The 17223-nt window shown below is 62.2% G+C and carries 15 protein-coding genes; 9 read left to right on the top strand and 6 right to left on the bottom strand.

Going from position 1 to position 17223, the window contains the following annotated elements; all coding sequences use genetic code 11:
• Positions 1–12: 12 nt before the first annotated feature.
• The 4 genes from ACIQWO_RS15745 (at position 13) to ACIQWO_RS15730 (ending at position 3188) form a co-directional block, all read left to right on the top strand.
• A complete protein-coding gene (locus ACIQWO_RS15745; protein ID WP_402825708.1) occupies positions 13–1041 on the top strand; it encodes an AI-2E family transporter in 1029 nt (342 codons plus the stop codon).
• A gap of 100 nt (positions 1042–1141) precedes the next feature.
• The gene (locus ACIQWO_RS15740; RefSeq protein WP_402825705.1) at positions 1142–1816 is read left to right on the top strand and encodes a transcriptional regulator; all 675 of its coding nucleotides are present in this window, start codon (positions 1142–1144) and stop codon (positions 1814–1816) included.
• Positions 1813–2793, top strand: coding sequence for a threo-3-hydroxy-L-aspartate ammonia-lyase (locus tag ACIQWO_RS15735; protein ID WP_402825702.1), 981 nt, complete (start codon positions 1813–1815; stop codon positions 2791–2793). The genes ACIQWO_RS15740 and ACIQWO_RS15735 overlap by 4 nt, the downstream gene beginning before the upstream one ends.
• Positions 2790–3188: a RidA family protein gene (locus ACIQWO_RS15730; RefSeq protein WP_150736679.1), complete on the top strand. Its 399-nt coding sequence runs from the start codon at positions 2790–2792 to the stop codon at positions 3186–3188. The genes ACIQWO_RS15735 and ACIQWO_RS15730 overlap by 4 nt, the downstream gene beginning before the upstream one ends.
• Before the next feature lie 110 nt (positions 3189–3298).
• Here ACIQWO_RS15730 and ACIQWO_RS15725 read toward each other — a convergent pair whose 3' ends face one another.
• Entirely contained in the window at positions 3299–3886 is a 588-nt protein-coding gene (locus ACIQWO_RS15725; RefSeq protein WP_402825698.1) for a hypothetical protein, read from the bottom strand.
• Positions 3887–4217: 331 nt separating this feature from the next.
• Between ACIQWO_RS15725 and ACIQWO_RS15720 the strand changes: the two genes are divergently transcribed.
• Positions 4218–5168 (top strand): hypothetical protein, encoded by a 951-nt coding sequence (locus tag ACIQWO_RS15720; RefSeq protein WP_402825695.1) that lies wholly within the window; start codon positions 4218–4220, stop codon positions 5166–5168.
• 73 nt (positions 5169–5241) lie between these two features.
• On the opposite strand, the gene ACIQWO_RS15715 is transcribed toward ACIQWO_RS15720, so the two are convergent.
• The 5 genes from ACIQWO_RS15715 to ACIQWO_RS15695 form a co-directional block, all read right to left on the bottom strand.
• Entirely contained in the window at positions 5242–5790 is a 549-nt protein-coding gene (locus tag ACIQWO_RS15715) for a phosphonate degradation HD-domain oxygenase (protein ID WP_402825693.1), read from the bottom strand.
• Positions 5750–7567, bottom strand: a complete 1818-nt coding sequence (locus ACIQWO_RS15710; protein WP_402825690.1) for a Na/Pi cotransporter family protein — start codon at positions 7565–7567, stop codon at positions 5750–5752. The genes ACIQWO_RS15715 and ACIQWO_RS15710 overlap by 41 nt, the downstream gene beginning before the upstream one ends.
• A 238-nt stretch (positions 7568–7805) precedes the next feature.
• On the bottom strand, positions 7806–9260 hold the full coding sequence (phnY, locus tag ACIQWO_RS15705; protein ID WP_402825687.1) for a phosphonoacetaldehyde dehydrogenase: 1455 nt from the start codon (positions 9258–9260) through the stop codon (positions 7806–7808).
• A gap of 116 nt (positions 9261–9376) precedes the next feature.
• Positions 9377–10630 (bottom strand): phosphonoacetate hydrolase, encoded by a 1254-nt coding sequence (gene phnA / locus ACIQWO_RS15700; protein WP_402825684.1) that lies wholly within the window; start codon positions 10628–10630, stop codon positions 9377–9379.
• 103 nt (positions 10631–10733) lie between these two features.
• Positions 10734–11459, bottom strand: coding sequence for a phosphonate utilization associated transcriptional regulator (locus tag ACIQWO_RS15695; protein WP_402825681.1), 726 nt, complete (start codon positions 11457–11459; stop codon positions 10734–10736).
• Positions 11460–11875: 416 nt separating this feature from the next.
• Here ACIQWO_RS15695 and ACIQWO_RS15690 point away from each other — a divergent pair, with 416 nt between their 5' ends.
• From ACIQWO_RS15690 to ACIQWO_RS15675, 4 genes are all read left to right on the top strand, one after another.
• On the top strand, positions 11876–12916 hold the full coding sequence (locus ACIQWO_RS15690; RefSeq protein WP_150665372.1) for a putative 2-aminoethylphosphonate ABC transporter substrate-binding protein: 1041 nt from the start codon (positions 11876–11878) through the stop codon (positions 12914–12916).
• 88 nt (positions 12917–13004) lie between these two features.
• Positions 13005–14087 (top strand): putative 2-aminoethylphosphonate ABC transporter ATP-binding protein, encoded by a 1083-nt coding sequence (locus tag ACIQWO_RS15685; RefSeq protein WP_402826837.1) that lies wholly within the window; start codon positions 13005–13007, stop codon positions 14085–14087.
• A 5-nt stretch (positions 14088–14092) separates the two neighbouring features.
• On the top strand, positions 14093–15886 hold the full coding sequence (locus ACIQWO_RS15680) for a putative 2-aminoethylphosphonate ABC transporter permease subunit (protein ID WP_402825677.1): 1794 nt from the start codon (positions 14093–14095) through the stop codon (positions 15884–15886).
• A 67-nt stretch (positions 15887–15953) separates the two neighbouring features.
• Positions 15954–17087, top strand: coding sequence for a 2-aminoethylphosphonate--pyruvate transaminase (locus ACIQWO_RS15675; protein ID WP_402825674.1), 1134 nt, complete (start codon positions 15954–15956; stop codon positions 17085–17087).
• Positions 17088–17223: the final 136 nt, after the last annotated feature.

The raw sequence follows: 17223 nt of genomic DNA, 5'->3' as shown, positions 1-17223 counted from the left end.
AGGACGCATCTCATGGAACCGCGCTCTGGCTGGACTCCGGACCGGAACTTCTGGGTCGAAGCCGCAAGCTACGTCTTCGCGGCGGTGGCCCTCTGGCTGATCCTCAGCATCCACCTGCTGTCGGCGGTATTGGCGGGCATGGTGGTCTATCAGCTCGTCCATGTGCTGGGGCCGCGCCTGCAATTGCGCATCTCCAGCGAGCGGGCACGGCTGGTCGCTGTGGCGCTGCTTGCGGCGCTCATCGTCGCCCTGATGACGGCGCTCGTATTCGGCATCATCACGTTCTTCCGCAGCGACGCGGGGCACCTCGAACACATCAACGGCCGCATGATGGAAGCGATCGAGCAGGCGCGCTCGCAACTGCCGATGTGGGTGACGGATCGACTTCCGGCGGATACCGAAGACATTCATCAGGCTGTGACGGAGTTCCTGAAGGATCACACGCAGGAGATGTCGCTCGTCGGCAAGGAAGCGCTGAACGCGATGGTGCACATCATCGTCGGGCTGGTGCTCGGCGCGCTTGTGGCGCTGTCGACGGTGCGTCCGGTGCAGCACATGCGTCCGCTGGCCGCCGCGCTCACCCGCCGCGTGACGCTCTTCGGCGACGCCTTCCGCCGCATCGTCTTCGCACAAGTGAAGATCTCGCTCATCAACACGGTTTTCACGGCCATCTTCCTGATCGGTATCTTGCCGCTGTTCGGCATCCATCTACCGCTGCGCAAGACGATGATCGTGGTGACGTTCGTGGTCGGCCTGCTGCCGGTCGTCGGCAACCTGATCTCGAACACGTTCATCGTGGTGCTCGGTCTGTCGGTGTCGCTGTACGTGGCGATCTCGGCGCTGATCTTCCTGATCGTCATCCACAAGCTCGAATACTTCCTGAATGCGCGCATCGTCGGCACACAGATTCAGTCGCGCGCCTGGGAATTGCTGCTGGCCATGATCGTGATGGAGGCCGCGTTCGGACTACCGGGGCTGATCGCTGCGCCCATCTACTACGGTTACCTTAAAAGCGAACTGGCGGAAAAGAAGCTCGTCTGAGCCACTGACTGCGCACAGCCACGCCCGCTGCCCATAGGCACCGGGCGTGTTTTTTGACGTGAATTTGACATTTCGTCACCCAGTGACATAATGTCAAACCATGAAATCTACCAAATCTCCCGCCACGGGCAAGCTCGACGAGAACACGCTGCTGTTGCGTGAGGGACGCAAGATCGTCGAAGCGCTCGGTCAGACCTTCGCACCGCTCGTGGAAGTGGTGTTGCACGACCTGACTGACCCCGACCATGCCATCGTGGCTATCGCCAACAATTTGTCAGGCCGTGAGCCGGGCGACGCCGTCACGGAGATGGGACTCGCGCGCATTGCCGACCCAGCGTTCCCCGAAGTCATCGCGAACTACGCCAACCGGTTTCCGGATGGGCGTCCGGCCAAGAGCACGTCCATCGGGCTGAAGAACAGCGAGGGCGAGTACGTCGCCGCCATCTGCCTGAACATGGACATTTCGATGCTGGCGGCAGCGGCCGCGAGCGTCCAGCAACTGGTGAGCGTGCCTAACGAGGCACCGTCCACCGTCAGCGAGACGCTTGCCAGCCGACGTCTTGACGACATCCGCCCGCTCATCGCCGACTTCGCGGCGCAGCGCAACACCACGCCGCTGGGCCTGACGCTCGCGCAACGCCGCGAAGCGATCCGTTTGATCGAGGCGCGCGGTCTGCTGGACCTGCGTCACGCGCATGCCGAAGTGGCGCGCACGCTGGGCGTCGCCCGTTCGACCGTCTACACCTATCTCTCCGACCCGAAAGGTTCATCATGACTACCCCCACGTTGGCGATTACGTATGGCGATGTCGTCGCCGCTCACGACCGGATTCGCGAAGCGGCGCACCGCACGCCGGTGCTCACGTCGCGCACGGCCGACGCCATGACCGGTGCCCGCTTGTTCTTCAAGGCCGAGAACTTCCAGCGCATGGGCGCGTTCAAGTTTCGCGGCGCGTACAACGCGATTTCGCAGTTCACGGCGGAGCAGAAGCGCGGCGGTGTGCTGGCCTTCTCGTCGGGCAACCACGCGCAAGCCATCGCGTTGTCGGCCCGCGAGCTGGGTGTGCCCGCCGTCATCCTGATGCCGCAGGACGCCCCGCAAATGAAGATCGACGCCACGCGTGAGTACGGTGCTGAGGTGATCCTGTTCGATCGCTATAAGGAAGATCGCGAAGCGCTGTCGAAGCGTCTCGCCGAGGAACGCGGCATGACGCTGATCCCGCCCTACGACCATCCGCATGTGATGGCCGGTCAGGGCACGGCCGTCAAGGAACTGATCGAAGACGCCGGTGAACTCGACATGCTGCTGGTGTGTCTGGGCGGTGGCGGTTTGCTTTCGGGCAGCGCCGTCGCGGCGCGCGCGCTCAATCCGAATATCGAGATCTACGGCGTGGAGCCGGAAGCTGGCAATGACGGACAGCAGAGTTTCCGCACGGGCGAGATCGTTCACATCGAGACGCCCCGCACCATCGCCGACGGGGCGCAGACGCAGCATCTCGGTCAGTACACGTTCCCGGTGATTCGCTCGCTGGTGGACGACATCCTGACCGTGACCGACGACGAGCTCGTGCAGACGATGAAGTTCTTCGCGAGCCGTATGAAGATTGTGGTCGAGCCGACGGGTTGTCTCGCTGCCGCCGCGGCGATGCAGGGCAAGGTCGACGTTCGCGGCAAGCGCGTGGGCGTCATTCTGTCCGGCGGCAACGTCGATCTCGCACGTTTTGCAAAACTTACGCTCGGGGAGGCCGTATGAGCACGCAGGAACGAGGTATCGAATCGGTGAACGTACCGACATTGCAACCGCCGCGAGGCCACTATTCGCACGGGGTGTGTGCGAACGGTTTCGTCTTCGTCTCGGGACAGTTGCCGGTCACGCCGGAGGGCGAGCGTCTGGTCGGTGCGCCGTTCGCCGTGCAGGCAAAGCAGGCGCTGGACAACGTGGCAGCCATCCTCGCTGCCTGCGGCACCAGCGTCAGCCGCCTGGTGCAGGTGCGTGTGTACATTACGAATGTCGACGACTGGGGCCCGTTCAACGAGGTCTACGCGGAGTGGGCGGGTGATGCGAAACCAGCACGCTGTGTGGTGCCGGTGCCAGCGCTGAGTCATGGCGTTGCCGTGGAGATCGAGGCGACGGCGTTGGCGGGGTGAAACGCTTGCACATCAGGACTCGCAAGACGGCTCATTGGACGCACAATTTCGCGTGAGTCAAAGTACAAATGCCCGCTTTCGCGGGCATTTTCCGTAACGGGGAGTGCGCATCAGATCGTCCACAGAACATCCTGATCTTGGCTAATACCCAAACGTTCTGCAGCGCTTTCAATAGATTTCTCGACGCGGCCCTCATCAAGGCCCGCACGGGAAACGAATCCGCTCTTCGACCACCTCACGTAGACGTAGTATTCACTTTCATTACAATTGCTCAGGAGCGCTTCCCAATACAGAGTGCGATCTTCTGGTGGGACGTTTAACAAGCCGAGTATCTTCTTTATGGTCTCGACATCTTGCTCGGGACCGGCTTCTATTATGTGTCCCTCGAACACAAAGCGGTACGGCTCGGGTCGCACCACGCCGGGAGACGACGATGCATTTGCATCACCGGTCGTCGACACGCCTACGGGACGCAGTCCCAGCTGCTTTAAAAACGCATTTCGGGCACGCACACCATCCTCAGAGCCGACGGCATGTGGCTGAGCACCCGAAGTCGCCAGATGGTCTCCCGTCGAACTCACATTTTGCATTCGCTCCAAGTCCGTATTGAAACCACCCGCAGAGGGCTGCGTCGTCCCGGCGGTCTGGATTTCGGGCATTGTGATTTGACGAACGGGCGGCTGATTACCTATCTCCATGACGAATCTCCATCGGTCGGGGGGGATTTCATCGTGTCACCTATCGAGCGCAAACCTTTGCGATTCGGACGGTTACCTTCGGGTTTATGTCTCTAGACAACGCAACTTGGGACCTTCCGCACTTTGCTGATGGGAAGACACCTCGTGGCATGCAGACCTCAACGGGACACCCGCCTACATCAACAACCACAAGCGTTTGCGCCCGGTCCCGGGAATTCGAGCCGAGCTGTCCGATCAGACCGTTACACTTCGCTTTACGAATCCAAAAGCTCATCGAAACATGACGACACCCGAATTCCAGACACCAGCAAGCGCGCCTCCCGATGTACCTATGCCTCCTCCGTCTGCACCGCTGACTCAGCAGCGCATCGATGACGAACCGCTGCGGCTGGTCACGAGCTTTAACGACATCTTCGTCGTCATCGCATCATGGCTGCTCTCGTTCGGCACGGTGTGGCTCACGGCATCGCTGCCCTCGTGGCTGCAGATGCTGATCGCCGCCGCCATCACGTGGGGACTCTCGGAGATCTTCGTGCGACGTCGCCGTATGGCGCTGCCCGCGCTCTGCTTCTCGTTCAGCTTTGTGAGTACGGCCGCAATGCTCGGTTTCGGGAACGCTTCGTTGCTGCACCAGGGCGGAGAAAGTGTGCGTGCCTCGATGAGTTGGTGGACGCTCGTCGGCACCTGTGTGTGCACGGCGCTCGGTGCCGCCCTTTTCTGGTGGCGCTTCCGGGTGCCCGCAGTCATTGCGATGGGCGTGGCGGGCGTTGTCGCCGTCGTGTGGGCGCACGTGCTGGTACTGACCGAGAACGACGGATGGCTGCTGGTGGCGAATGTCGTCGTCGGCCTGGCGATCTTCATCTGGGCGCTGCGCTGGGATGCGCAGGATCCGCAACGCACGACCATCCGCTCCGATGTCGCGTTCTGGCTTCACCTGCTGGCAGCCTGCATGGTCACGCATCCGATCTTCTGGATGCTCGCACCGAATCACCCCGGCGCGGTCATCGCCGTGTTCGTGCTGCTCACCGCCGTGTCGCTGGCCATCGACCGTCGCGCGCTGATGCTGTCGTCGCTGCTGTACGTCATGAGCGCAATCTTGCGGATGTTCATGACGCCCGCTGCGAACGGCGACGAACTCTACACACACTCCAGCATGTCGCTGCCCGCCACGGCAGTCATCGTCGGCGGCGTGCTGCTGTTGCTGTCGGTGTTCTGGCAACCGTCGCGTCGGGCCGTGCTTCGCCTGCTGCCGTCGGCATGGCGTGCAAAGCTGCCGCACTGAAACGCATCTGACGTCGAAAGCAAAAAGGCCGCGCCGGATCTTCCCGGCGCGGCCTTTCTTCATTTCACTCACTTCACTGAATCGTCACGCGCTCCAGCACCTTCATGTAGTGGTCGAGCGGCGGCGTCTGCATGCCCGCAATCTTCGCGCGGTCGTCCCAGCGACGCAGGCGAAGCGCCGACTCGGCATGCTCACGCGCGAGAAACGTCTTCGCATCTTCATCGCTGAACACACCGCCTTGCAGTGCAAGACTGCGCACCGAATCCACCGACAACTTGCCGTAGTACTCGGGATCGATCGCGCAAAGGCAACGCTTGGCGTCCACATGCAAACGAATCGGATCGAGGACCGCGTCGCTGAAGAGCGGTCTGAGGAACGGCAGTGCAAAGTATTGATGCAGATCGTCGATGCCGCGCTCGGTGGGCGTTTCGCCCTGAAGATTGAGCAGATGGCCGAGATCGTGGAGGAAGCTGGCAGCGACGAGCGCCTCGTCGGCGCCCTCGCTCTCGGCAAGCGCGCCGCTTTGCAGCGCGTGCTCCAGTTGGGTGACAGGTTCGCCGCTGTAAGCGATCGAACCGAATTTATCGAACAGGGTGCGGATGTCCGGCAGGCTCAGGGCCATCGTGAGAACTCTCGTTGTCGTCGCGAGAATCGGGGGCAGCCCCGGCAGCGGCCGTCGCGACATCGGCAAACGCCGCCAGTTTCGACGCCTTCGTTTCCTTCGGCGTCTTCATATCCTTGTTGTCTTTCGCTTCCTTCGGCTTGTCGCGCATGCGGCTCTTGCGCAGCGCACCCGCGTCGTCGAGCACCGGATACGCCGTCGAGCAGAACAGCGAGTTCAGACGCTTCATGTCGCTGATGATGTCCAGATGCAGCGAAGACGTCTCGATACTCTGCACCGACTGGCCCGCCAGACGATTCAGGTGCGTGTACGAATACGCACGCTCCAGATCACGGAAGCTTTCCTTCTCGGCCATCAGCCGCTGCGCGCTGCGCAGATCGGTATTCAGGAACACCGACAAGCCGAGTTGCAGGTTTGTCACCAGCCGCGCGTGCATGTCGCAGATCTCCTGCAAACCCGCCTCCGAGAACGAGAGCTTGTGCGATATCTTCTTCTCCTCGACCTCCACCACCATGCGCTCGATGATGTCCCCGGCATGCTCCAGATTGATGGTGAGCGAGATGATGTCCGTCCAGCGGCGGCTGTCCTGCTCGCTGAGATTTTCACGCGACACGCGCGTGAGGTACATCTTCACGGCGGTGTAGAGATGGTCGACGTCGTCGTCCAGACGGCGCGTCTCTCTGGCGCGCGCCACGTCGTTACTCTTGATGACGTCAAGCAACCCGTTAAGCATCTGCTCGATGAGGTCGCCCATGCGCAACGTTTCGCGCGTGGCATTGGCCAGCGCGACGGACGGCATTTCCAGCGCGCTCTCGTCGAGATGTCGGGCACGCGTCACACCGTCCGCTTCCGGCTTTTCGGCCAGCAGTCGCACACACAGACGCGCCATCGGCTCGGTGAACGCGAGGCAGACAAGGCAGCGAACGAGGTTGTACAGCACGTGGAAGTTGACGACGGCTTGCGCGGGGGCGTCCGAGAGCCAATTCACCAGCATCGGCGCGTAGTCGACGAACGGCAGCACGATCAGGCAGCCGATCAGCTTGAAGATGAGACTGCCGAACACGACACGACGGCCCGCCGCGTTCTGTCCGGCCGACGTCAACATCGCGAGCATGCCGCTACCGAGGTTCGCGCCGATCACGAGACACAGCGCCACTTTGAGCGAGATGACGCCGGACGACGCGAGCGTCGCCGTCAGCAGCACGGCCGCGAGGCTCGAATACGACACCATCGCAAAGAGCGCACCGATCAGCGTGTCGAGCATCACATCGCCCGTCAGCGAACCGAACAGCACCTTCACACCGGCGGCTTCGGTCATCGGCGTGGTCGCACCCACGATCAGTTGCAACGCCAGGATGATCAGCCCAAGGCCGATGGACGCACGCCCCAACTGGCCTGCACGCGTTTGCTTTCGTGAGAGGAAGAAGATGACGCCGAAGAAGATTAGCAGCGGCGACAGCCAGTGCAGATCGAACGTCAGGATCCGCGCCATGACAGCGGTGCCGACGTCAGCGCCCAACATGATCGCCAGTGCCGGTGCCAACGCGATCAGCCCCTGCGCGCCGAACGACGACACGATGAGCGCCGTCGCGTTACTGCTCTGCACGAGCCCCGTGACGAGCACACCCGCCGCAAAGGCAAGGAAGCGATTCGAGATGCTGTGCGACAGAATGCGTCGCAGGTCGGCGCCGTAGACGCGCAGGACCCCGGTACGCACGATGTGCGTCCCCCAGATCAGCATCGCTACGCCAGAGAGCAGGTTAAGCAGTGTCAGCATGCCAGTGTTCCGTGATCTTATTGTCGACGGGACAGGCAGCGCTTCGCGCCGCCAACATGACGCGTGCACCGTTTTACCAAACAGGCATCCCGCGTCAGTCCAACACTGGCGTCGGGATGCGTATGAAGTTCACGCGTCATGCGTATCCCCAATCGATACACCGTACACCAATTTGACCAGCGCAACAATCCTGTCATCAAATTGTCACAATTTTTGCGCTGGTTCTGCTACGCCTCGCTCAGACGCCCCACGGCAAGGTGAAGGTCTTGGTGTTCGTGAAGCTTTTCATCGCCTCCTGAACCCCTTCCTTATAGCCAAGCCCTGAGTCCTTGATACCACCGAACGGCGTCAGTTCGATGCGATATCCCGGCACTTCCCACACGTTGACCGTCCCGACCTGCAATTCGTTGGTAAAACGCGTCACATAATCAAGCCGGTTCGTGCAAACGCCGGACGACAGACCGAACGCGGTGCCGTTGGAGATGGCGATGGCTTCGTCGATGCTGCCGAACGTGATGATCGGCGACACCGGCCCGAAGGTCTCTTCGCGCACTACCGTCATCTTCGGGTCGACCCGGTCGATCACCGTCGGCGAATACAGTGCGCCGTCGCGCTTGTTGCCCACCAGCAGACGTGCGCCCTGCGACACCGCTTCGTTCACTCGCGACTCGAACAGGCGCGCGGCCGTTTCGTCGATCACCGTGCCCATGTCGTTGTCGCCATCGGCCGGATCGCCGTACTTCCACGCACGCGTCTTCTCGACCACGAGTTCGGTGAACTGCGCTGCGATGTCCTTGTGCACCAGCATGCGCTTGACCGCCGTGCAACGCTGCCCCGAGTTCTTGTACGACCCTTGCACCGCGAGATCGGTGGCGCGCTCCAGATCGGCGTCCTCCATCACGATCAGCGGGTCGTTGCCGCCCAGCTCCAGCACGATGCGGCGATAGCCCGCCTTGGACGCGATGTACTTGCCGATCGACACGCCGCCCGTGAAGGTGATCATGTCGATGTTCTCGTTCGTGATCAGCTCGTCGGCAATCTCCATCGGATCGCCCGTGATCACTTGCAGCATCTCCGGCGGCAGACCGGCTTCGTACAGCGTGTCGGCCAGATAGAAAGCCGAGAGCGGCACCTTCTCGGACGGCTTGAGCACCATCCGGTTATTCGTCGCAATCGACGGCGCAACCTTGTGCGCCACCTGATTCATGGGGTGGTTAAACGGCGTGATCGCCGCAATCGCGCCCAGCAGCGGCTCGCGCTGCGTGACCACACGACGCTTCTTGCCGTGCGGCGTGAGATCGCACGAGAACGCTTGTCCGTCGTCCTTGAGCGCTTCGCCCGCGGCGAAACCCAGCACGTCGGCAACGCGGCCGATTTCGTAGACGGCATCTTTCTTGCAGAGCCCCGACTCCATCGTGATGATGGCCGCCGCCTCCGCCGTGCGTGCACGCAACAGAGCGGCCGCCTTCTCCAGAATGTTGGCGCGCTCGAAACGCGTGAGCGTGGAGCGGTACTGCTTGGCAATGGAGAACGCGCGACGCACATCGTCGAGCGAAGCTTTCGGCACAGTGCCGACCAGATCGCCCGAATACGGATTGAACACTTCGATGATCCGTTCGCGGGTCACTTTTTCGCCACCGATGCGAAGCGCTTCGGCGCGGAACTCGGGGTGCAGCTTGTGCGGCGCGTTCATGGGGTTCTCCACTGCGTCTCTAACTGGACAAGGGCCGGGTCGTGCATACGTTCTGAGGTTTGCACGACCCTGGCGCTAATGCTCTGCTCTTGGGTCGGACGTCAATCCGACGTGGCTCAAACGTGATTCAGTGCAACGTCGAGAATGTCGAAGTTGCGAAGTCGCGCCTTGCCCGGAATCCCTTCCGTCTTGCGATTGAAGAGCAACGGCACCGTCTGCTCCGAGATACCGCCGTGCGAGCGCAGCGGCACCGTCAGTCCCGACAGATCGTGGCGGCTCGCGCTGGTGCCCAACACGACCGATTGATCGCTCACGACCACCAGATCGCCCACGCGATCCGGCGGCAGCTCGAAGCGTGCGCAGGCTTCGGCGTTGGTCAGCACCACTTCAATGCCCGGCAGCGCAGCGAGGCGTGCGCGAATGGCGTCGCGATCCGCGTCGTTCGGCAGATAGATCGTGGCGTAGGAACCGAGCGCGCCGTGGTGCACCACGTACGGGTCGGTAATCGGCAGGATCACGCGCGCACCGCCCGCTTCCACACCCTTGCCGAACCAGTCGTCGAGCAGGTCTTGCAGATAGATGACGTTGGGCTGGCCGGTCTTCGGATCGTGCTTGGCGTTCATGCCGTGATCGGCGGTCAAGCCGATGACCGCACCGAGTTCGTCCATCCGCGCGAGGTACTTGTCCATCATCGCGTAGAAGGCGTTCGCGCCGTCAGTGCCCGGGGCCCACTTGTGCTGGATGTAGTCCGTCGTCGAGAGATACATCAGGTCGATGTGACGCGTCTCCAGCAGGCGCACGCCCGCCGCGAACACGAACTCCGAGAGTTCTGCGCTGTAGACGTCCGGCACCGGCATGCCGACGAGGTCGACCACGTCTTCGATGCCGTTCTCTTCGAGCGTGACCTGATCGGCCTTCTCCGACGAGAAGCAGATGCCCTTCATGCGATAGCCGAGCAACTTGCGCAGCTTGTCCTTGGCCGTCACGACGGCGAGGCTCGCGCCCGCATCGGCAGCCGCTGCAAACACGGTACCCGCACGCAGGTAGGCAGGGTCGTTCATCATGACTTCCGCGCCACGACCGCCGTTGGCGGCCGGGTCGAAGAAGTAGTTGCCGCAGATACCGTGCACGGCGGGGGGCGCGCCGGTCACGATCGACAGGTTGTTGGGGTTAGTGAACGACGGCACGACACAGTCGCCCTGGAAGACGGCCCCCTCGGCGAGCAAACGCTTCAGATAGGGCGCAACGCCTGCGGCGGCAGCGGCTTCGATGTATTCGAACTGGCAACCGTCGACGCATACGATGACGGTCGGTTGCTTCGGCAGGCGGTACTGACGGCCGTTCACTTGAATCTGTGCGGGCTGGTTCACGTCGGTTCTCCTCAATAACCACTCGGTTGACCGTAAGGGTCATCGCGCTTCGTGCGATGACCTGCATGCGGCCGAAATATCAACAAGACAAATCCTTGGGCGCTCAGCCCGCCTTCGCCTGCGGCGTAGCACCCGGTGCACCGGGCGCACGCGCGAGCATTTCGCGAATACGCGTACGGCCTCGCACCAGGTGGTCGCGCGTGACTTGCGCGGCACGTTCGGGATCGCGCGACGCAATCGCGCTCACGATGTCCCGGTGCTCACGCTCCGACTTCGGCGGCGCGGAGGAATCGCCCGTCAGCGCTTCGTGACGGAACAGGCTCAGCTCCTTCACCAGACGGCGATACGTCTCCAGCAACTTGCGGTTGCCGACCATCTCGACGAGCGCGTCGTGAAACGCCAGGTTCAGTTGGTAATAGCCCTCGCTGTCGCCGGTTTCCACCGCGTGATGCATCGCCTCGACGGATTCACGCAAGCGCGTGAGTTGCTCGGACGTGATCACCTCGGCCAACGTGCGGGCGACGTACTCGTCGAGCACACCGCGCAGCGCGTAAATCTCTTCGGCTTCTTCAATCGAGATGACCCGCACGAAGACGCCGCGATTCTTTTCGGTGCGCAGCAGTCCGGCTTCTTCAAGTGCACGGAACGCTTCACGCACCGGACCACGCGACACGCCAAGGCTGCCTGCGACCTCGATCTCGTTGAGCTTGGTCCCGGGCGTGAGCGTGCCCGCCATGATCTGACGCTCGATTTCGTGCTGGACGAGCGTGGTAAGCGACTGGCTCTGCAACAACTCGATTGCGGTTGGCGACGTGGGCTTCGGAGTCATACCGGCCTTCCCTTTTTCAAAACAGTGCTCTGGACATTGATGCCATCGCGCGACGTCGGCGCCCCTGCGCCGGAACACAAACCGCCGTGCCATCGGTACTTGGCAATTTGTGGCATCACGTGATTATTTTTGTTGTTGACATTCAAGCACAGCAATTTGTAGATTGTCAACAAAACGCATCCGACATTGCAGACAGATTTTGCAACACCGTCGGGTCGAGTCGATTGCGGCAGCGACAAAACCCTATCTGAATCAACGATTTCCATACTATTGGAGGTATTTGACGAACAGATGACAAAAGCCAAGGGTTTCAAGAAAACGACATAATTTGCCAATATCATGCAACAAATCGCCTCACAGAAGGCCGTCGAGTGTACTTACAACGCGACCCTGATCGCGACCCACAGGAGCCATCCATGAATTCATCCTTGCGCCGTGCCATGCGCGCTGCCGCCGTCCTCGCCGCAGGACTCGTCTGCGCTGCACAGGCCGGTCACGCGCTCGCGAAGACCACGCTGACTGTCTATACCGCGTGGGAAGTCGAGGTCATGCGTCCGTATGCCGAAGCATTCCAGAAGGCGAATCCGGACATCGAGATCAAGTACGTGCGCGACTCCACCGGCGTGGTCACGGCCAAGGTGCTCGCAGAAAAGGCCAACCCGCAGGCGGATGTGATCGCGGGGCTTGCCGCGTCCAGTCTGGAACTCATCAAGCAGGAAGGCCTGCTCACACCGTACGCCCCCAAGGGTTTCGATCAGCTCACGCGCGCCTATAGCGACAAGGCGAATCCACCGTCGTGGGTGGGCCTCGACGTGTGGGGCGCGACCGTCTGCTTCAATACCGTGGAAGCGGCCAAGCGCAATCTGCCCAAGCCCACGTCGTGGGAAGACCTCGCCAAGCCCATCTATAAGGGGATGATCGTGATGCCCAACCCGGCCACGTCCGGGACAGGCTTTCTCGACGTCACGGCCTGGTTGCAGATGTTCGGCAAGGACGGCGGCTGGAAGTACATGGACGCGCTCGACAAGAACATCGTGAAGTACACGCACTCCGGCTCGAAGCCGTGTCGTGACGCGGGCGCAGGCGAGTACCCCATCGGCATTTCGTTCGAGTTCAATGCGCACCGCACCAAGGCGGCGGGCGCGCCCATCGATCTCGTGTTCCCCAAGGAAGGCTTGGGCTACGACATCGAAGCAGCGGGCATCGTGAAGACGACCAAGAAGCTCGACGCCGCCAAGCGTTACATGGACTGGCTCGCGAGCAAGGAAGCCAACGAGATGTACGCGAAGGACTGGGCCATCGTGGCCTACCCGGGTGTTGCGAAGAAGTTCGAGACCATTCCGGCCAACTACCCGGACATGCTCGTGAAGAACGATTTCACGGACATCGCGAAGAGCCGCGAGTCGGTGCTTGCCGAGTGGCAGAAACGTTACGGCGCGAAGTCGGAGAAGAAGTGACGACGTGATGACGCAGCGTGCGGCCCGCATCAAGCGCGCCGCACGCGCACTCACGCACACCGGCACAACCATGCAGGAGGTCTCCCGAATGAGCGACGACACGTATCTCCATCTAGCAGGCATACACAAACGCTTCGATAGCACCGTGGTGCTGCATGACATTCATCTCACCGTGCGACGCGGTGAAATGCTCTGTTTCCTCGGTCCGTCGGGCTGCGGCAAGACCACGTTGCTGCGCATCATCGCCGGACTGGAGGCGCAGACGCAAGGCACGCTGTCGCAAAACGGACGGGACATCTCGTCGTTGCCGCCGATGCAGCGCGACTACGGCATCGTCTTCCAGTCGTACGCACTGTTTCCGAATCTGAGCGTCGCGCAAAACGTGGCGTACGGACTGACGAACCGTCGTGTGCCGCGCGCCGAGCGAAACGCGCGTGTGGCCGAACTGCTGGCGATGGTCGGGTTGCCCGATGCGGGCGGCAAGTTTCCCGGCCAGCTCTCCGGCGGCCAGCAGCAACGCATTGCGATTGCACGGGCACTCGCGACCTCGCCCGGCCTGTTGCTGCTCGACGAGCCGCTCTCGGCACTGGATGCCCGTGTGCGTGTGCGTCTGCGCAGCGAGATCCGCGCGCTGCAACAACGGCTGGGCATCACCACGATTCTCGTTACGCACGATCAGGAAGAAGCGCTGTCGATGGCCGATCGCATTGTCGTGATGAACAACGGCGTCATCGAACAGGTCGGCACGCCCGGCGAGATCTATCAGCATCCGGCCACGCCGTTCGTCGCGGACTTCGTGGGCAAGACGAACATCCTGCCCGCGCGTCTGGGTGAGGCGGGACGCGTTCACGTCGGCCAGTACGAGCTGACATGCGGCACGCTCAATGGCTGCCGCTCGGGCGAGGACATTCGCGTCTTCTTCCGGCCGGAGGACGTGCGCGTGCGCAATCTGGACGACCTCGACGACACCGCCAACGTATTCGACGGCAATGTCGAGAAGATCGAGTTTCTCGGGGCGTTCTCGCGCGTGACGTTGCGCATGCACGCCTGCGACCACGCGCTCTACGCCGACCTCTCGCCTGCGGACATGCAGGCCCTGCAACCGGCGACGGGTGGCGCGCTGCGCTTCTCGGTGCCGAGCGCCGCCGTGCGCGTCTTCCGTCAGGGGTAGCCACGATGAGTTCCTTAAGTTCAGCAGGCTCGACACTGACTGCCGCCCCGGCAACACCCACGACTGCGGATCGGCCACCGCCGTCAGCGGTTCGCCCGGTAAGGCTCGTCTCGCACTGGACGGATCGTCTCGCACAGGCATTGCTGCTTGTCGCTGCGGCGGCCGGTGTGCTCTTTCTGCTCGCGCCAATGGCCGCGATTCTCGTCAAGAGCGTGCAGGACAACGACGGGCACTTCGTCGGGTTGCGACACTTTCGCGAGTACTTCCACTCCCCTGCACTCTTCGGCTCGATCTGGAACAGCGTCTGGATCTCGATGGTGACGACCTGCATCACGGTGCCGCTCGCTTTCATCTTCGCGTACGCGCTCACGCGCAGTTGCATCCGTCACAAGACCCTGCTGCGCAACATCGCACTAATTCCGATTCTCGGCCCGACGCTGCTGCCCGCCATCTCGTTCATCTTCTGGTTCGGCAATCAGGGGCTGCTGCGTCCGTTCATGGGCGACGTGGACATCTACGGCCCGCTGGGCATCGTGATGTCGCTCGTGAACGCCACGTTCCCGCACGCGCTGATGATTCTGATTACGGCGCTCTCGCTCACCGATGCACGACTCTATGAAGCCGCCGATGCGCTCGGCACGCCCGCACTGCGACGCTTTCTCACCATCACGCTGCCCGGCGCGAAGTACGGGGTCATCAGCGCGGCGATGATCGTCTTCACTTACGCGATTTCCGACTTCGGCATTCCCAAGGTCATCGGTGGCGACTTCAATGTGCTGGCCACCGACATCTACAAGCTGGTGATCGGACAGCAGGACTTCTCCAAGGGTGCGGTGGTCGGGCTGGTGCTGCTCGTGCCCGTCGGGATTACCTATCTGGTGGACTCCGTCGTACAGCGCAAGCAGCAGGCGCTGCTCTCCGCGCGTGCCGTGCCGTATGTGCCGAAGCCGTCACGCGGATTCGACTGGCTCATGGCCACGATGTGCTGGGGGATGGCCGCGATCATGCTCGCAATTCTGGGCATGGCGGTGTACGCGTCGTTCGTGAAGTTCTGGCCGTACAACTTCAGCTTGTCGCTCGGTCACTACCGCTTCGGGCTGATCGAAAGCGGTGCCGTGGATTCGTACGTCAACAGCTTGCAGATGGCGTTCTGGTGCGCCGTGTGGGGAACGGCGGCGATCTTCGTCATTGCCTACCTGCTCGAGAAGACACGCGGCATGGCGTGGGTGCGCGGCTTCATCCGCATGATGGCCGTGCTGCCGATGGGCGTGCCGGGGCTGGTGCTGGGTCTCGGTTACATCTTCTTCTTCGTTTCCGAAGCGAACCCGCTGCACAACCTCTACGGCACGCTCGCGATTCTGGTGATCGTCAACGTCGTGCATTACTACTCGTCGAGTCACCTCACGGCGGTCACGGCGCTCAAACAGATCGACCCCGAGTTCGAGTATGTGTCGGCGTCGCTCAAGGTGCCCTTCTACCGCACGTTCTGGCGCGTGTCAGCGCCGATCTGCCTGCCGTCGATCATCGACATCAGCCGGTATCTCTTCGTCAACGCCATGACGACAGTCTCTGCCGTCGTCTTCCTTTACTCCGCAGACACGTCGCTCGCGTCGGTTGCCATCGTCAACATGGACGAGACCGGGTCCATCGGACCCGCCGCCGCGATGGCCACGCTCGTGGTGCTCACGTCGATGCTGGTGTGCCTGCTCTATCACGGCGTGCAGATCGTGGTGGAGCGTTACACGCAGGCGTGGCGTCGGCCGTCCGGCAACGTGCCGGGCGCGCGGAACGGACATTGACGTTGGTTTTGGTCGCTCATTTTCGGTCGCTCATTTTGGTAATTTCCCCGCTTAATAGGAGGCGGTCATGATTCTCGGTCAGGAACCGATTCTGCTCACCCCCGGCCCGCTCACCACGTCGCCGGCCACCCGACAGGCCATGCTGCGCGACTGGGGGTCGTGGGACGCCCAGTTCAACCGCATCACCGCGTCGCTGTGCCGCGATCTGGTGGACATCGTGCACGGTGGCGATGACTACGTCTGTGTCCCGCTGCAAGGCTCGGGGACGTTCTCCGTCGAAGCGGCCATCGGTACGCTCACGCCGCGCAATGCCCGCATTCTCGTGCCGGATAACGGCGCGTACTGCCAGCGCATTCTGAAGATCTGCCGCTATCTCGGCCGCGACGCCGTCGCGCTGCCCATCCCCGAAGATCAGGCGGCCAGCGCGGCGGCCATCGACGAAGCGCTCTCGCGCGATCCCTCGATCACGCACGTCGCACAAGTCCATCTCGAAACCGGCGCGGGCGTGCTGAACCCGCTGGCCGATATCGCACGGGTCTGCCAGAAGCACGGCAAGGGGCTGATCGTCGACGCCATGAGTTCGTTCGGCGCGATAGAGATCGATGTGCGCTCGATGCCGTTCGACGCGTTGATCGCCGCAAGCGGCAAGTGCCTCGAAGGCGTGCCAGGCATGGGCTTCGTCATTGCGAAGAAGACGGTGCTCGAAGCAAGCGGTGGCAACAGCCACTCGCTGGCGATGGACTTGCACGACCAGTACACCTACATGCAGAAGACCACGCAATGGCGCTTCACGCCGCCGACGCACGTGGTCGCCGCGCTGCGTGCGGCCGTCGATCAGTTCCTCGACGAGGGTGGCCAACCGGTGCGCGGTGGACGCTACCAGATGAACTGTCGTGCATTGGTGGACGGCATGGCGTCGCTGGGCTTCCGACCATTCCTCGAAGCAGAGGTACAAGCGCCCGTCATCGTGACGTTCCATGCACCGACCGACAGCAAGTACGACTTCAAGGCGTTCTACGCGGCCGTGCGCGAGCGCGGTTACATCCTTTACCCCGGCAAGCTCACGCAGATCGAGACGTTCCGCGTCGGCTGCATCGGCGCCATCGACGACAACGAGATGCGTAACGTCGTCACCGCGATCTCGCAGTCGCTGGCGTCGCTGGGCATTCGTCAGGTCGCGCCGCTTACGCGTGCTGCGTAAGTAGCGACACGTCGTTGATCGTCGTCTTCCGTCTCATGGCGGCGAGTGGCCCAAGCGGTCGCTCGCCGTCGATGATTTAGGGAATCGTCCGAAACTCTGCTTTTCTTACGGCGCTGCAACGGCGTCGTCTCGTTCT

It is taken from the genome of Pandoraea sp. NPDC090278, from assembly GCF_044772185.1.
In the GTDB taxonomy this organism is placed as follows: Bacteria; Pseudomonadota; Gammaproteobacteria; order Burkholderiales; family Burkholderiaceae; genus Pandoraea.
This window is presented reverse-complemented; position numbering and strand designations above follow the sequence as displayed.

What these genes read in the sequence shown, in the direction of transcription:
- ACIQWO_RS15715 (WP_402825693.1), bottom strand. Translation starts at nt 5,790, where the DNA reads ATGGCCCTGAGCCTGCCGGACATCCGCACCCTGTTCGATAAATTCGGT.
- ACIQWO_RS15745 (WP_402825708.1), top strand. Translation starts at nt 13, where the DNA reads ATGGAACCGCGCTCTGGCTGGACTCCGGACCGGAACTTCTGGGTCGAA.
- ACIQWO_RS15710 (WP_402825690.1), bottom strand. Translation starts at nt 7,567, where the DNA reads ATGCTGACACTGCTTAACCTGCTCTCTGGCGTAGCGATGCTGATCTGG.
- ACIQWO_RS15740 (WP_402825705.1), top strand. Translation starts at nt 1,142, where the DNA reads ATGAAATCTACCAAATCTCCCGCCACGGGCAAGCTCGACGAGAACACG.
- ACIQWO_RS15730 (WP_150736679.1), top strand. Translation starts at nt 2,790, where the DNA reads ATGAGCACGCAGGAACGAGGTATCGAATCGGTGAACGTACCGACATTG.
- ACIQWO_RS15675 (WP_402825674.1), top strand. Translation starts at nt 15,954, where the DNA reads ATGATTCTCGGTCAGGAACCGATTCTGCTCACCCCCGGCCCGCTCACC.
- ACIQWO_RS15690 (WP_150665372.1), top strand. Translation starts at nt 11,876, where the DNA reads ATGAATTCATCCTTGCGCCGTGCCATGCGCGCTGCCGCCGTCCTCGCC.
- ACIQWO_RS15735 (WP_402825702.1), top strand. Translation starts at nt 1,813, where the DNA reads ATGACTACCCCCACGTTGGCGATTACGTATGGCGATGTCGTCGCCGCT.
- ACIQWO_RS15695 (WP_402825681.1), bottom strand. Translation starts at nt 11,459, where the DNA reads ATGACTCCGAAGCCCACGTCGCCAACCGCAATCGAGTTGTTGCAGAGC.
- ACIQWO_RS15680 (WP_402825677.1), top strand. Translation starts at nt 14,093, where the DNA reads ATGAGTTCCTTAAGTTCAGCAGGCTCGACACTGACTGCCGCCCCGGCA.
- ACIQWO_RS15725 (WP_402825698.1), bottom strand. Translation starts at nt 3,886, where the DNA reads ATGGAGATAGGTAATCAGCCGCCCGTTCGTCAAATCACAATGCCCGAA.
- ACIQWO_RS15685 (WP_402826837.1), top strand. Translation starts at nt 13,005, where the DNA reads ATGAGCGACGACACGTATCTCCATCTAGCAGGCATACACAAACGCTTC.
- ACIQWO_RS15720 (WP_402825695.1), top strand. Translation starts at nt 4,218, where the DNA reads ATGCCTCCTCCGTCTGCACCGCTGACTCAGCAGCGCATCGATGACGAA.
- phnY (WP_402825687.1), bottom strand. Translation starts at nt 9,260, where the DNA reads ATGAACGCGCCGCACAAGCTGCACCCCGAGTTCCGCGCCGAAGCGCTT.